The 13450-nt window shown below is 67.1% G+C and carries 12 protein-coding genes, 2 pseudogenes and 1 riboswitch; of the genes and pseudogenes, 7 read left to right on the top strand and 7 right to left on the bottom strand.

What is annotated here, in order from left to right; genetic code table 11:
- Positions 1 to 2 precede the first annotated feature (2 nt).
- From ALC15_RS14735 to ALC15_RS14715, 5 genes are read right to left on the bottom strand one after another with little or no spacing between them, the layout of a single operon-like run.
- On the bottom strand, positions 3 to 632 hold the full coding sequence (locus tag ALC15_RS14735) for a precorrin-8X methylmutase (RefSeq protein ID WP_050627847.1): 630 nt from the start codon (positions 630 to 632) through the stop codon (positions 3 to 5).
- On the bottom strand, positions 632 to 1795 hold the full coding sequence (cobG, locus tag ALC15_RS14730) for a precorrin-3B synthase (RefSeq protein ID WP_050627846.1): 1164 nt from the start codon (positions 1793 to 1795) through the stop codon (positions 632 to 634). The genes ALC15_RS14735 and cobG overlap by 1 nt, the downstream gene beginning before the upstream one ends.
- On the bottom strand, positions 1792 to 5040 hold the full coding sequence (cobN, locus tag ALC15_RS14725) for a cobaltochelatase subunit CobN (protein WP_050627845.1): 3249 nt from the start codon (positions 5038 to 5040) through the stop codon (positions 1792 to 1794). Before cobN ends, cobG begins: the two co-directional genes overlap by 4 nt.
- Positions 5040 to 6074, bottom strand: coding sequence for a cobalamin biosynthesis protein CobW (gene cobW, locus ALC15_RS14720; protein ID WP_050627844.1), 1035 nt, complete (start codon positions 6072 to 6074; stop codon positions 5040 to 5042). Before cobW ends, cobN begins: the two co-directional genes overlap by 1 nt.
- Positions 6071 to 6445, bottom strand: coding sequence for a DUF1636 family protein (locus ALC15_RS14715; RefSeq protein WP_050627843.1), 375 nt, complete (start codon positions 6443 to 6445; stop codon positions 6071 to 6073). The genes cobW and ALC15_RS14715 overlap by 4 nt, the downstream gene beginning before the upstream one ends.
- A 94-nt stretch (positions 6446 to 6539) precedes the next feature.
- Positions 6540 to 6754, bottom strand: a riboswitch (cobalamin riboswitch).
- Positions 6755 to 6790: 36 nt separating this feature from the next.
- Here ALC15_RS14715 and cobO point away from each other — a divergent pair.
- Positions 6791 to 7443: pseudogene (gene cobO, locus ALC15_RS14710) on the top strand (cob(I)yrinic acid a,c-diamide adenosyltransferase).
- A 12-nt stretch (positions 7444 to 7455) separates the two neighbouring features.
- On the top strand, positions 7456 to 8904 hold the full coding sequence (locus tag ALC15_RS14705; RefSeq protein ID WP_050627842.1) for a cobyric acid synthase: 1449 nt from the start codon (positions 7456 to 7458) through the stop codon (positions 8902 to 8904).
- A gap of 54 nt (positions 8905 to 8958) precedes the next feature.
- On the opposite strand, the pseudogene cobD reads toward ALC15_RS14705, so the two are convergent.
- Both cobD and cbiB read right to left on the bottom strand, forming a co-directional pair.
- Positions 8959 to 9923 (bottom strand): annotated as a pseudogene (gene cobD, locus ALC15_RS14700) (threonine-phosphate decarboxylase CobD).
- An 11-nt stretch (positions 9924 to 9934) separates the two neighbouring features.
- Positions 9935 to 10858: an adenosylcobinamide-phosphate synthase CbiB gene (gene cbiB, locus ALC15_RS14695; RefSeq protein WP_094193891.1), complete on the bottom strand. Its 924-nt coding sequence runs from the start codon at positions 10856 to 10858 to the stop codon at positions 9935 to 9937.
- Between the two features lie 166 nt (positions 10859 to 11024).
- Between cbiB and cobU the strand changes: the two genes are divergently transcribed.
- Genes cobU through ALC15_RS14670 form a run of 5 tightly spaced genes read left to right on the top strand, consistent with a single transcriptional unit; the run spans position 11025 to position 13450 of the window.
- Positions 11025 to 11528 carry a bifunctional adenosylcobinamide kinase/adenosylcobinamide-phosphate guanylyltransferase gene (cobU, locus tag ALC15_RS14690; RefSeq protein ID WP_050627840.1) on the top strand — a complete coding sequence of 168 codons (504 nt, stop codon included), beginning with the start codon at positions 11025 to 11027 and terminating at the stop codon, positions 11526 to 11528.
- Between the two features lie 31 nt (positions 11529 to 11559).
- The gene (gene bluB / locus ALC15_RS14685; protein WP_050627839.1) at positions 11560 to 12192 is read left to right on the top strand and encodes a 5,6-dimethylbenzimidazole synthase; all 633 of its coding nucleotides are present in this window, start codon (positions 11560 to 11562) and stop codon (positions 12190 to 12192) included.
- Positions 12170 to 12511, top strand: a complete 342-nt coding sequence (locus ALC15_RS14680) for a DUF1488 family protein (protein ID WP_050627838.1) — start codon at positions 12170 to 12172, stop codon at positions 12509 to 12511. Before bluB ends, ALC15_RS14680 begins: the two co-directional genes overlap by 23 nt.
- The gene (locus ALC15_RS14675; RefSeq protein WP_035653420.1) at positions 12508 to 12702 is read left to right on the top strand and encodes a CbtB domain-containing protein; all 195 of its coding nucleotides are present in this window, start codon (positions 12508 to 12510) and stop codon (positions 12700 to 12702) included. The genes ALC15_RS14680 and ALC15_RS14675 overlap by 4 nt, the downstream gene beginning before the upstream one ends.
- A 10-nt stretch (positions 12703 to 12712) precedes the next feature.
- Complete coding sequence (locus tag ALC15_RS14670) at positions 12713 to 13450, top strand: CbtA family protein (RefSeq protein WP_050627837.1); 738 nt, start codon at positions 12713 to 12715, stop codon at positions 13448 to 13450.

The raw sequence follows: 13450 nt of genomic DNA, 5'->3' as shown, positions 1-13450 counted from the left end.
CGCTATTCGCTCCGGCTCGCCAGCGCATTGACGGCGGCAACCGTGATCGCCGAGCCGCCGAGACGCCCCTCGACGGTCAGCGCCGGTACCGGTGGCTCAGCGATCAATGCCGCCTTCGACTCGGCGGCGCCGACGAAGCCGACCGGGCAGCCGATGATTGCCGCCGGCTTCGGGCAGTCAGCCTCCTCCAGCATGTTGAGCAGGTGAAACAGCGCCGTCGGCGCGTTGCCGATTGCGACGATCGCGCCGGCCAGATGCGGCCGCCACAGCTCCAGCGCAGCGGCCGAGCGCGTGTTGCGCATCGATTGCGCGAGCGCGGGAACGGCGGCGTCACCGAGCGTGCAGATCACCTCATTGCGGGTCGGCAGCCGTGCGCGCGTAATTCCCTCCGACACCATGCGCGCGTCGCAGAGGATCGGCGCGCCCTCCTGCAAGGCTGCCCGTGCGCGGGCGGCCATGCCGGGCGTGAAGCGAATATGGGCTTCCAGGCCCACCATGCCCGCGGCATGGATCATGCGCACCACCACCGGCTCCTCGTCCGGCGTGAAGCGGGCAAGGTCGGCCTCCGACCGGATGGTGGCAAAGGACTGGCGATAGATCGCCGCGCCGTCGGTCTCATAGACGTGCGGCATCAATCGCCTCCCGACAGTAGCGAGGGATTTGCGACGAGATACGAGCTGCTCAGTCCTCGCGCGACCGGCGCATCCCGCGTCGTGCCGCGGCGGATCAGGTCGAAACCCTTGCGCGACGCAACGAGGGTGACATCGGCAGCGCCGGACTGGGCGCAGCCCTTGGCGCAGCCGGAGACGTGAAGCCGGGCACCGGCCGGGATAAACGAGGCGAGCGCGGATGCCAATGCGCGCGTATCGGCATGCGCCTCACCGCAGCGCGGCGCGCCGCTGCAAGCGATCACCCGGAGCGCCGGATCATCGGGATCAATGACGAGGTCCGCCCCACGCGGCATTTCATGGATCCCTTCGGCCAACATCATCCGCCACGGCGTCATGCGAAGTGCCTGCGCGCAGGTGGCGAGATGGCCGAGCGTCTGGTACGGCATCTGCCCGAAAGCCACGCCGACCATCGCACCGGTCGGAGTGAGACCGGGAACAGGGTTTGCCGATCGAGCCACCGGCGCGGCGTCGCCCCGAAGCGGCTCGGGAAGGCTCGCACCGGCGGTCAGATGCGCCGCCATTCGTCGCTTCTCACCGCTGGCTCCGCCGGAAGCAATGAACCATTCGGCCAGCGCCAGCGCGACCTGCACGGCCTCGCTCCGCGTGACACTGAGCCCGACTTGTGCGCCATCGGCGCGCACCAGCAAGCCTCCGTTGCAAGCGCGTTCGATCCTGATATCGGCCGACGCGCCAGCCAGCACCCGCTCGCTGCCGTCATCGATTGCGAAGCCGAACTTGGTCGGAAGATCGAGCGAAGCGCCGGCGAGCGCTTGTTCCAGCTCGGCCGCGAGCGAGCGTGTATCGTCTTCGGTGGTCCAGAACGGCGTCACCAGAACGTTGCGCCGCGCTTCTGTGTCCCGGTCAGCGTCAAGCAAGCCGAGCCCGGCGAGCCCATCGATCAAGGCCGGATAACCTTCCTCGCTGACGCCGCGGATCTGGAGATTGGCGCGGCTGGTCAGGTCAATCAGGCCGTTGCCATATCGCGCAGCAAGCTCGGCGATCCGCGCCGCCTGCATTGCGTCCAGCCGGCCGCCGCGCGGGCGAATGCGCACCACGAGGCCATCGCCCGACTGCATCGGCCGCAGCGCACCGGGACACCAGCCCTTGATCGCGACCGCGCTCATGAGGCCTCCTGCAACGCCGCCGCAATCGAGTTGCGCCGCGTTTGCCACAGCGAAGCTTCGTGCAACCGGGTGAAGCAGGTTTCGATCGCAGCCAGCGCCGCCGGATTCTCGCGCGCCATGAAGCTGCGAACCTCGTCATTGCCGAGCGTCGCGTCGTAATAGAGGTCGAACAGGTGCGGCGGCACCGCACCGGCGAGGTGCGCGAATGCCGCCATGTGTTCCAGCGTCGCCGTGATCTCGGCAGCACCGCGGAAGCCATGCCGCATCATGCCGGCGATCCATGCCGGATTGGCGGCGCGCGCGCGCACCACCCGCGAAATCTCCTCGGTCAACGAGCGAGCGTGCGGCTGATCCGGCCGCGTCGCATCGAGGTGATAGAGCGATGGGACTGTTGTGCCGAGCCGGCGCGCCGCCGCAGCAATGCCGGCCTCGTGCGCAGCATAGTCCGTCGCCAGCAGCAGATCGGTCTCCGGCAAGTCCTGGGTATGGACAAAACTGTCGGCGGCAGCGAGCCGCGCCTCGATGGCGGCGCGATCCGGGTGGATCTCGCCGTCGGACGCAATGGCCCAGGATGACGCCGACAGCCAGGCCTCCCCGGCCGCCTCGCGAGCCTCCTGCGTGAAGACATCCGGGACCGCCGCAATGCCGGCACCATAATGTCCGGGGCGAGGACCGAACACCCGTGCGATGCGCTGCCGGTAGGGATTCTCGTCCGCCTCCTCGCTGCGTTCGGACAATGCTTCCGTCGCGGCTTCGAACAGCTGGGCCAATCCCGAAAACACGTCGCGGAACAGGCCTGACACGCGCAGTGTCACGTCGATGCGCGGGCGGCCGAGCTCCGCCGGCGCGATGATGTCGTAGCCCGACACCCGGCCCGACCCGTGATCCCAGCGCGGCGCGATGCCGGCAAGGTGCAGGGCCATCGCAAAGTCCTCGCCCGCGGTGCGCATCGTCGACGAGCCCCAGAGATCGACGACGAGCCCCTTCGGCCAGTCGCCGTGATCCTGCAAATGACGGCGCAGCAGCTCCTCAGCGAGCTTCACGCCCTGCGCATGCGCCGACGGCGTCGGCACCGCGCGCGGATCGACGGCAAACAGGTTGCGTCCGGTCGGCAGCACGTCGCTCCGCCCGCGATAGGGCGAGCCCGACGGCCCCGGCGCAACACGCCGGCCGGCAAGCGCATCGCGCAACGCGACCTTCTCCGCATCGCCGCAAGCGCCCTGCCCGAACACGTGCAGGCCGTCGCCGAACTGGCTTTCCTTGAGATCGCAGACGAAACGATCGATCTGTGGAATGGCCTCGGCCGCGGAGACTGACGCCGCGAGACCGAGATCGTCCTCCAGCCCGGCAATGCGCGCTTCCTCGCGGATCGCAGCAATCAGGCGCTGCCGCCGCGCCGGATCGAGACCGTCCGCGGTGGAGTATTCATCAAGCAACTGCTCAAGCCGGCGCAAGCCCTGCGGCACGGCGGCCTGCGCCAGCGGCGGCGGCAGATGGCCGATCGTCACGGCACCGATCCGGCGCTTGGCCTGCGCCGCCTCGCCGGGATCGTTGACGATGAAGGGATAGATCACAGGCAGATCGCCGATCAATGCCTCCGGCCAGCACGCCGACGACAGCGCAACCGACTTGCCGGGCAGCCATTCCAGCGTTCCATGCGCGCCCATGTGGACGACGGCATCGATGCCCTGCTGCCGGAGCCACAGATAGAACGCGACATAGCCATGGCGCGGCGTGCGCGAGAGGTCGTGATAATCGGCATCGCGATGACCGGCCTCGCCGCGCTCCGGCTGAACGGCAATGATCGACTTGCCGCACCGGATCGCCGCGAAATGAAACGCACCGTCGCGGCAATCGGGATCGCTTTCCGGGGCGCCCCATGTGCGCGCAAGATCGTCCTGGAGCTGCTGCGGAATGCTGGCCATTGCCGCGCGATACTCGGCCACGCCCCAGGCCAGTTTCCGGCACAAGAGCGCGTCGCCCAGCGACTCTGCCGGCGCGAGAGCAAAGCCTGCAGCCGCGAGATCGGCAAGCAACGTCTCCACCGAAGCAAGCGCATCAAGGCCGACGGCATGCGCGATCTGGTGCGGGCGGCCAGGATAGTTCGAGAGCACCAGCGCAAGCTGCTTGTCCTGCGCCGGCTTGCCGGCAAGCCGGTGCCAGGCTGCGACCCGTGCGGCAGTCGCCGCGACGCGCTCAGCGTCCGGCCGATGCGCAAGATGCGCGAATTGCAGATCGGGATCGCGCTCGCCTGCTGACTTAAAGCTCACGACGCCGGCGAAGAGGCGGCCATCGACTTCCGGCAACACCACATGCATGGCGAGATCGCCGGGCGAGAGACCACGCAGCGACAGAGCCCAATCCTCGCGCCGCGCGGTGGACAGGCCAACCTGGAACACCGGGCACGACACGGCATCGAACGGCGTCGTGCCGTCGTCAGCGGCCGCGGAGAACGCGGTCGCGTTGACGATGGCGGCCGGGGGACATGGTGCGAACTGCGCGCGCAGCCAGCCGGCGACGCCTGCCGCCTTCAACGAGGTGACGAAGACACCGTGGGCATCAAAACCCTTCGCGCGCAACGCATCGATCAATGCGTCGACCGGCGCGGTGTCGCCGGCCGCCAGATACGAGCGATAGAAGGTCACCAGCACCCGCGCACGGCCATCCGGTGCCGGCAGCGATGCGACGGCGCCAAGTCGGGAATCGTAGACGCCGATCTCGGGCAGATCGATCTCGCCGACCACAGGCCCGGCATAGAGTCCGGACGCCAGCGCCAGTTGTGCAATCACGGCCTGCGCGGCCACCGGGCCGCCCTTGTCGCACAGCACCTTCAGACGGCGCAGCGTCGAGACCGGCAGCGTCGAAAACTCATCCAGCCGCAGATCATCGCGGCCATCCGCCGGCAGCACCACCAGGGCGATGCCGCGCTCCTTGGCCAGCCGATGCACCGCGGCAAGCCCGTAGGACCAATAGGGCTCGCCGCCGATCAGCCGCACCAGGATGCCGCGCGCGTGCGATAGCGTCCGCTCGATGTAGGTATCGACCGACAGCGGATGGCGCAGCTCCGCGAGATTGGCGAGCCGCAGCGACGGCAACGTGGCGCGGCCGCGCCGCCAGCCGGCCGCGAACGCCGCGAGATCGCTGTCGGAAAACGACAACACCACGAGATCGGCCGGATCCTGGCCGAGGTCTCTTGGTGTCGCGGTCTCCTCAAGGCCGCGGCTCTCGCGGAAGATGACGTGCATCAGACACCAAGCCGGGCCCTGATGGCGGCTTCATCGATATCACCGTGTTCGCCGATCACGACGAGCTTGGACTGTCGCGTCCGCACGCCCCAGGGCATGTCGAACTGATGCCGCACCCGCTCGCCGACCGACTGCACCAGCAACCGCATCGGCTTGCCTTCGACCGCAATATAGCCCTTGGCGCGCAGCACGTTCTGCTCGCGCGCCAGCCCCTTGATCGAGGCGACCAGCGCGTCAATGTCGACAATCTCCGGAAGATCGATCACTACCGAATTGAAGTCGTCGTGTTCGTGCTCTTCTTCGCCGTCGTGATGAGAGGGACGCGACGCGAGGTCGTTTTCGGCCGCGGCGCCAAGCCCGAGGATCACGCGCGCGTCGATGGCGCCGTCGACGACGGGCAACATCGGCACCTCGCGCGGCATCTCAGCCGCGATCGCTGCCTTGGCCGCGCTGATACCTTCCGATCCGGCAAGATCGGCCTTGGTCAGCAGCACGATGTCGGCACAGGCGATCTGGTCTTCGAACACTTCGGACAGCGGCGTCTCGTGGTCGAGATTGTCGTCGGCAGCACGCTGCGCATCCACCGCAGCCGGATCCGGCGCAAAGCGGCCGGCGGCAACGGCCTCTGCATCGGCCAGCGCGATCACGCCGTCGACGGTGATCCGCGAGCGGATTTCCGGCCAGTCGAACGCCTTGAGCAGCGGCTTCGGCAGCGCGAGGCCCGATGTCTCGATCACGATGTGATCGGGCTTCACCGGGCGCGCCAGCAACTGCTCCATCGCCGGGATGAAATCGTCGGCGACGGTGCAGCAGATGCAGCCATTGGCGAGCTCGACGATGTTCTCGGTCGGGCAATTGGCATCGGCGCAGGATTTCAGGATGTCGCCGTCGACGCCTTCGCTGCCGAATTCGTTCACCAGCACCGCAAGCTTCTTGCCGTTGGCATTGCGGATCAGGTGCTGGATCAGGGTCGTCTTGCCGGACCCGAGAAAGCCGGTCACGACGGTGACCGGAACCTTGGCGAGTGTAGTCATTCTGCGGCCTCCGGCACGACGGGAAGAGGTGGAATGCGGGCAAGCGATTGCTTGCGGAAGATTTCCGGGCGGCTGCGCCACGGCACGATGCCGTCGGGCGCCGACGCGTAGGCGGAGGCACCGGCGATCACATCCCTGGCATTGGCTTCGGACAGGCGCCCGTAGACATAGGACCACCGGCCGGGCGCGCTGAGCGCAACCGAGCAGCCCTGGCTGCAAGCCGACAGGCATTCGACGGGAACCAGATTGACATCGTCGGGCACGCCGGCCTCGACAAGCGCGGCATGCAGGCGTGCACCGGGCGCGACTTCACCTTCCGCCAGCGTTTGGCCGGCACGACAGGTGATACAGACATGAAGAGTAACGCTCATCGGCCTTCCTGGATTGACAGCGGGAAGCGATGAGGCACACGAACCGATCTTGCATCGGTCCGTTCCCCGTCGCGGAACACCCCGTCCGCCGGTCTCACAACATGCTGCGCTGGCAGGTCTCCCGGCTTGCGGAGTAGGATTTCTCCTTTGATGCCTACCTTCCCGACTCCTTACGGAATCAGTGGCTTGGGCATCTCTCCGGTCACGGTCGCGGGGGCGGCTGCGTTTCAGGCCGACCTTGCGGTCTCAGCCCTATCGCATTCCCTGTTCGCCTGTCGTAGGACAGGAACCAACGCGGGCCCACCATTCGTCCAAGCCTCGCACTTGTCAAGCCGAAGGAACGTGATGATTTCTGATGGAAACGACGCTGAGGACGGCGCCGTCGGCACCGACCCATCGCTGGACGCGCGCCACGCCGACAAGATGGCGAAAAAGAAGGCTGCCAGGGATCGCATCATGGCGACCAAGAGCGGCGAAAAAGGCCTGATCATCGTTCATACCGGCGCCGGCAAAGGAAAATCGTCCTCCGCCTTCGGCATGATCATGCGCTGCGTGGCGCACGGCTTTCCCTGCGCGTGGTGCAGTTCATCAAGGGGGCCTGGGATACCGGCGAGCGCCGCCTGCTCACCGGGCATTTCGGCGATCTCTGTCAATTCCACGCGATGGGGGAAGGCTTTACCTGGGAGACGCAGGATCGCGCCCGCGACATCGCGGCGGCGCAAGCCGGCTGGGAAAAGGCCAAGCAGCTGATCGCAGACGAGAACCTGCGCATGGTGGTGCTCGACGAGATCAACATCGCGCTTCGCTACGACTATCTCGCGATCGCCGACGTCGTCGACTTCCTGACCACGTCCAAGCCGCCGATGACGCATGTCGTGCTCACCGGTCGCAACGCCAAGGACGAGTTGATCGAGATCGCCGACCTCGTCACCGAGATGACACTGGTGAAGCATCCGTTCCGCTCCGGCATCAAGGCCCAGCCGGGCGTCGAGTTCTAAGAGCCCGAGGCCATGGCGCGCGCATTGATGATCCAGGGAGCCGGCTCGGACGTGGGCAAGTCGCTCATCGTCGCCGGCCTTGCGCGCGCCGTCACACGGCGCGGCCTGCGCGTGCTGCCGTTCAAGCCGCAGAACATGTCGAACAATGCCGCCGTGACCGTCGACGGCGGCGAGATCGGACGCGCGCAGGCCTTGCAGGCGCTGGCCGCCGGCGTCGAGCCCCACACCGACATGAACCCGGTGTTGCTGAAACCCGAAACCGATGTCGGCGCCCAGGTCATCGTGCAGGGCAAGCGGATCGCCACCGCCCGCGCGCGCGAATATGCCGGCATGAAGCCACAGCTGATGGGCGCAGTGCTGGAGAGTTTCGAGCGGCTGAAGGCGCGTGCCGACCTCGTGCTGGTCGAAGGCGCCGGCAGTCCCGCCGAGGTCAACCTGCGGAGGTCCGACATCGCCAATATGGGCTTCGCGCGCAGGGCTGACGTGCCCGTGGTGCTGGTCGGCGACATCGACCGCGGCGGCGTGATCGCGCAGCTCGTCGGCATCAAGACGGTGGTCGATCCCGACGATGCCGCAATGGTCCACGGCTTCGTCATCAACAAGTTCCGCGGTGATCCCTCGCTGTTCGACGACGGCTACCGCCTGATCGAAGCCCGCACCGCCTGGCGCGGCTTCGGCGTGCTGCCCTGGTTCGCTCGCGCCGGCGAGTTACCTGCCGAAGACGCACTCGGGCTCGCCGACGCCCGCAAGCCCGGCCGGTGCAAGATCGCGTTTCTGGCACTATCACGGATCGCCAATTTCGACGATCTCGATCCGCTCAAGCTCGAACCCGGTGTCGATCTCGTGATGGTGCGTCCCGGTGAAGCCATCCCCGGTGATGCCAGGCTCGTCATCCTGCCCGGCTCGAAATCGACCCGCGGCGACCTCGCCTTCCTGCGCGCGCAGGGCTGGGATATCGATCTCGTGGCGCATCATCGCCGCGGCGGCCATGTCCTCGGCCTGTGCGGCGGATACCAGATGCTTGGGCAGAGCGTCACCGATCCCGACGGGATCGAAGGCCCCGCCGGCGAGACGCGCGGCCTCGGCCTGCTCGATGTCACCACCACCATGACCGAGCAGAAGACGCTGACCCGCGTCAGCGCCGTGCACGCTGCGACCGGTCAGCCGATCAGCGCCTACGAGATCCATATCGGCCGCACCGACGGTCCGGATCGCGCCCGGCCTTTTGCACGGCTCGACGGCGTCGCTGAAGGTGCCATTTCCGGCGACGGGCGGGTTCACGGCAGCTATCTGCACGGCCTGTTCACGTCAGACGAATTCCGCAAGGCATTCCTTGCGCAGCTCGATATTCCAGCGGCGGATCAGCCGTACGGCGCCAGGGTCGAGAGCGCGCTCGACGCGCTTGCCGAGCACATCGAGACCCATCTCGATGTCGCAGGCCTGCTCGCGCTGGCACGCTAAAGCGTTTTCGAGCGAAGTGGACACCGGTTCGCGTGAAGAAAACGCGTCAAGAAATCAGCGCGACAAGGCGGCCGAGACGCGGGTCCATTCAATCTCATTGCCGGGCAGACCGAGGCGCAGCCATCCCGGCTTCTGCTGGAAGACGCGCGACCAGATCTGGCCGCGGGCAAGCATCTCCTGCGCGGCGAGCGCATCGCCGGTCTCGTAGAGCCGGAATAGCGGCGTGCCGCCGACCGGCGTCCAGCCGCGCGATTGCGCCGCTGCGTCGAGCCTGACGCAGTCGTCCGCCAAACGCGCGATCGTCGCCCTCGCCCAGTCGCGATCGAGCAGGGCCCGCCGTCCGATCGCAATCGCCGCCCCGGAGACCGGCCATGGGCCTGTCGTCGCCGCAAGCGTGGCGATGTCGTGCTCGTTGCCGACAGCGAAGCCGAGCCGCAAGCCGGCGAGCCCGTAGAACTTGCCGAAAGAGCGCAGGATCAGGAGACCGGCGCGTCCTGCGTCTGGCGCAAGCGAGATGCCGGATACGGCGTCCGCAAAACTCTCGTCGATGACGAGCCGGCCGACGCGCGGCAACAGTGCCAGCAGCTCGTGCCGATCATGGCGTTGCCCATCCGGATTGTTCGGATTGACGACGACGGCAATATCCGCGCCCGCGAGCGCTGCGAGCTCGGACACTTCAGTAACGTCCCAGCCCGCCGCCGACAGCACGCCGGCATACTCATTGTAGGTCGGCGCAAGAATGCGCGCTTGCCCGCGCGAAACCAGGCTCGGCAGCAACTGAATGGCGGCCTGTGCGCCGCCGATCGCCACGATCGGCGCGTCGGTGCCGTAGGCTGCCGCGCAGCCGCGTGAAGGGATTCGATCTCTGATCGCGACGGCAACGCGCTCCATTGCCGCGGCTCCACGCCGACGTCAGGATACGGCGCCCGATTGATCCCGGTCGACAGATCAATCCAGTCTTCCGCGGCGCCGCCGAAGCGTTGCTGGGCGACATCGAGATTTCCGCCATGCTCACGCATCCACCGCTCCTTCACGCCAGCGCCAGGGCCACGAACGCCGCGGCCAGCAGTATCATGGCGTAACGATACAGTTTCAGCCCGGTGAGGACATCAGCGGCGGCCGGATCGCGCGCCGCCTCGTTCAGCCAGGGCTCGTCCGCGATGCTGCCGTGATAGATACGCGGCCCGCTGAGCCGCACCCCGAGTGCGCCGGCCATCGCCGCTTCCGGCCATCCGGCATTCGGTGAGCGATGCCGTCGCGCATCGCGCAACATGCATGACCACGCCTGCGCGCGGTTTGGCGCGAGCAGCACGAACAGGAGGCCGGTCAGCCGCGCCGGAATGAGGTTGGCGAGATCATCGATCCGCGCGGCGGCCCAGCCGAAGGCTTCGTGCCGCTCGGTGCGATGGCCGATCATCGAGTCCAGCGTGTTGATCGCCTTGTAGCCGAGGATTCCCGGCAGGCCGAACAGCGCGCCCCAGAACACCGGCGCCACGATGCCGTCGGATGCATTCTCGGCAAGGCTCTCGATGGTCGCGCGCGCGATGCCGGCGTCGTCGAGCGTGGCCGGATCGCGCCCAACGATCTGCGCAACCGCTGAACGCGCGGCCGCGATGTCGCCGGATGCGAGTGGATGGGCCACCGCGGCGACATGGTCATGCAGCGAGCGCAGCGCCACCAGCGGCCAGGCCAGGACGCCCACGACAACGACATGCACCCACCCGGATGCGAGCAGGGACTGAACGGCCCAGCCCAGCGCCGTCGCCAGCGCAATCACCAGCACGGCCGTCGCAAGGCCGGCGGCGCGGCGCAGCCCCGGCCGATCGGAGGCCCGGTTCCAGCTGGTATCGAGCAGATGGATCAACCGGCCGAGCCAGGTCACGGGATGACCGATGCGGGCAAACAGCCACGCCGGCCAGCCGATCAAGGCGTCCACAGCCATCGCCACTGCCATCGCTCCCGCAAATCCCACTTAACCCTCTCCTCGCCGCGATCCCCCTGATGCGCAAGACATTGGGCGAGCGCAAGCCCTCCGCGGGTGGATTTCGGCTTTGTCTTTCATCGCGATTGGTGGTTAGAGCGTTTCGAGCGACGCGGATACCGGTCGCGCAGGAGATGAGATGGCGGTCATTCTGATCACGGGCGGAGCCCGGTCCGGCAAAAGCCGGCGCGCCGAACTTCGCGCGCGCTCGCTTCCGGGCCAGCCGGTGTATATTGCCACCGCCGAGGCGCTGGATGCTGAAATGGATGAGCGGATCGCCAGGCATCGCGCGCGGCGCGGCAACGACTGGATCGAGCGCGAGGTGCCGCTCGATCTCGTCGCGGCATTGACCGAGACCGACGGCGGCGGCGCAAGGCTGGTCGATTGCCTGACGCTCTGGCTGTCCAACCTGCTGCATGCGGAGCGCGACTGGTCGCAGGAAGTGACGCGCCTTGCGGAAGCGCTGCCGCGCCAGCACAGCCCGGTCATCCTGGTCACCAACGAGGTCGGCCTCGGCATCGTGCCCGACAACGCGCTGGCGCGGACTTTTCGCGACGCGGCCGGCCTGATGAACCAGACGATCGCAGGTCTGGCTGAGGAAGTGGAATTCGTCGTGGCAGGCTTGCCGATGAAGCTCAAATGATGTCCGCTATCGAGCGTATCAAGGCCCCGCGATGATCTCATTCGACGACACATTCCGTCAGCAACTGCATGAGCTCTTCGTGTGGCGACGCGATGTGCGGCGCTTCAGGACCGACCCGCTGCCTGACGGCGCGATCGAACGTCTGATCGAGATCGCCTGCCTGTCGCCTTCGGTCGGGTTGAGCCAGCCCTGGCGTTTTGTGATCGTCGACGACGCCGAACGGCGCCGCGCAGTCATCGATGACTTCAAGGCCTGCAACGCCGATGCACTGCGCTCCTATTCCGGCGAGCGTGCTGCAAAATATGCAGCATTGAAGCTATCGGGCCTCGAAGAGGCGCCGGGCCACCTCGCCGTGTTCGCCGAGAAGAGCGACCAGATCGGCGCCGGCCTCGGCCGCGCAACGATGCCGGAGACGTCAGAATATTCCGTGGTGGCCGCGATCTGCTCGATGTGGCTTGCCGCACGTGCTGAAGGCATTGGACTCGGCTGGGTATCGATCCTCAATCCGGGCCGGGTTCGTGAGATCCTGGAGGTACCGGACGGCTGGAAGTTTATCGGCTACCTCTGCATCGGCTACCCTCAGGCAGAATGTGACCGTCCGGAGCTCGAGCAGGCCAGGTGGGAATCGCGGCGAGGTCCCGGTGAATTCACCATCCGGCGCTGACGAATCTCCGACCGGCAGCGGCGCCGCGAAAAGCGCCGCCCAGTGGCGCGCCGACATCGCCTCCCTGGTGTTTCCCGTCCCGGAGCACGGCGCGATCTGCGCGGTGCATCGGGGGGCGTTTCGGACGCTGCTTGGCGCGGAGCCGGTGCCCGAGGCCTGCCTCAGCTATTTCGAGCGTCATGCAGACTCGCTCAGGGCCGCGGCCCGCGCCAAGATCCTGCGCAAGGGCATCCCCGTTGGAACAAATCTGCATCTTACCAGTCGCGACATCGCCCGAAAGCTGCTAGAAGCCGACCAAATCGAATGTGGAGAACGATGATGAGCCAGTCCCAGACCGCGCAAGCCCAGCATCTGCCGGTTGCCACCCGACAGGTCGGCCGGCTTGCCCAGTCCCTGATGGCGATGACGCTCGGCCTGTTCATCGTCGGCGTGGTCGGCTTCTCGCACATCGACGTGATCCACAACGCCGCGCACGATGTGCGCCACTCCAACGCATTCCCCTGCCACTGACCACGTCGGCATGAATACGTTTCGCTCGATCGTCTTCTCGTCGGTCATCGCGGGATTCATCGTCGGCCTGATCGTCACCGCGGTCCAGCAGTTCGGCACCGTTCCCCTGATCCTCAGGGCCGAGGTCTATGAGAAGGCGGCGGAGCACAAGCACGAAGCCTCGGCGCCGCCGCACGCCATCCTCGTCCACGATCACGCCGATCATGATCATGGCGCACAGGCCTGGGAGCCGAAGGACGGGCTGGAGCGCAATCTCTACACGGCGGGCGCGAACATCCTGACCGCGGTCGGCTTTGCGCTTCTGCTCTGTGGCTTCTTTTCGGTTCGCAGCGGCGCCACCGGCGAGCCGATCTCCTGGCACGAAGGACTGATGTGGGGGCTCGCCGGCTTTGCCGTCTTCACCATCGCCCCCGGCCTTGGGCTGCCGCCTGAATTGCCGGGTGTGCCCACCGCTCCGCTGCTCTCGCGTCAGATCTGGTGGACGATCGCGGTGCTGGCGACAGCAGCCGGCCTCGGGCTGATCGTGTTTCGCCGCTCGATGCCGGCCGCGATCGCCGGCGTGGTCCTGATCATGCTGCCGCATCTGATCGGCGCGCCCGAGCTCGAGCATGTCGAGAGCAACGTGCCCTCGTCCTTGTCGCATCAGTTCGTGGTCGCCGTCACCCTGACCAGCCTGGTGTTCTGGTCCCTGCTCGGCGGCCTGACCAGCGCCGCGTTCGCCTATTTCGATCGGCCCGCGTCGGCGTAA

Origin of the sequence: Bradyrhizobium viridifuturi, from assembly GCF_001238275.1 — a bacterium.
Taxonomy (GTDB): Bacteria; Pseudomonadota; Alphaproteobacteria; order Rhizobiales; family Xanthobacteraceae; genus Bradyrhizobium; species Bradyrhizobium viridifuturi.
Note: the sequence above shows the minus strand (reverse complement) of the source record. Positions and strands in the feature narration are given on the sequence as shown.

What these genes read in the sequence shown, in the direction of transcription:
- bluB (WP_050627839.1), top strand. Translation starts at nt 11,560, where the DNA reads ATGATCTCATTCGACGACACATTCCGTCAGCAACTGCATGAGCTCTTC.
- ALC15_RS14705 (WP_050627842.1), top strand. Translation starts at nt 7,456, where the DNA reads ATGGCGCGCGCATTGATGATCCAGGGAGCCGGCTCGGACGTGGGCAAG.
- ALC15_RS14735 (WP_050627847.1), bottom strand. Translation starts at nt 632, where the DNA reads ATGCCGCACGTCTATGAGACCGACGGCGCGGCGATCTATCGCCAGTCC.
- ALC15_RS14670 (WP_050627837.1), top strand. Translation starts at nt 12,713, where the DNA reads ATGAATACGTTTCGCTCGATCGTCTTCTCGTCGGTCATCGCGGGATTC.
- ALC15_RS14715 (WP_050627843.1), bottom strand. Translation starts at nt 6,445, where the DNA reads ATGAGCGTTACTCTTCATGTCTGTATCACCTGTCGTGCCGGCCAAACG.
- cbiB (WP_094193891.1), bottom strand. Translation starts at nt 10,858, where the DNA reads ATGGCAGTGGCGATGGCTGTGGACGCCTTGATCGGCTGGCCGGCGTGG.
- cobW (WP_050627844.1), bottom strand. Translation starts at nt 6,074, where the DNA reads ATGACTACACTCGCCAAGGTTCCGGTCACCGTCGTGACCGGCTTTCTC.
- cobN (WP_050627845.1), bottom strand. Translation starts at nt 5,040, where the DNA reads ATGCACGTCATCTTCCGCGAGAGCCGCGGCCTTGAGGAGACCGCGACA.
- ALC15_RS14675 (WP_035653420.1), top strand. Translation starts at nt 12,508, where the DNA reads ATGATGAGCCAGTCCCAGACCGCGCAAGCCCAGCATCTGCCGGTTGCC.
- cobG (WP_050627846.1), bottom strand. Translation starts at nt 1,795, where the DNA reads ATGAGCGCGGTCGCGATCAAGGGCTGGTGTCCCGGTGCGCTGCGGCCG.
- cobU (WP_050627840.1), top strand. Translation starts at nt 11,025, where the DNA reads ATGGCGGTCATTCTGATCACGGGCGGAGCCCGGTCCGGCAAAAGCCGG.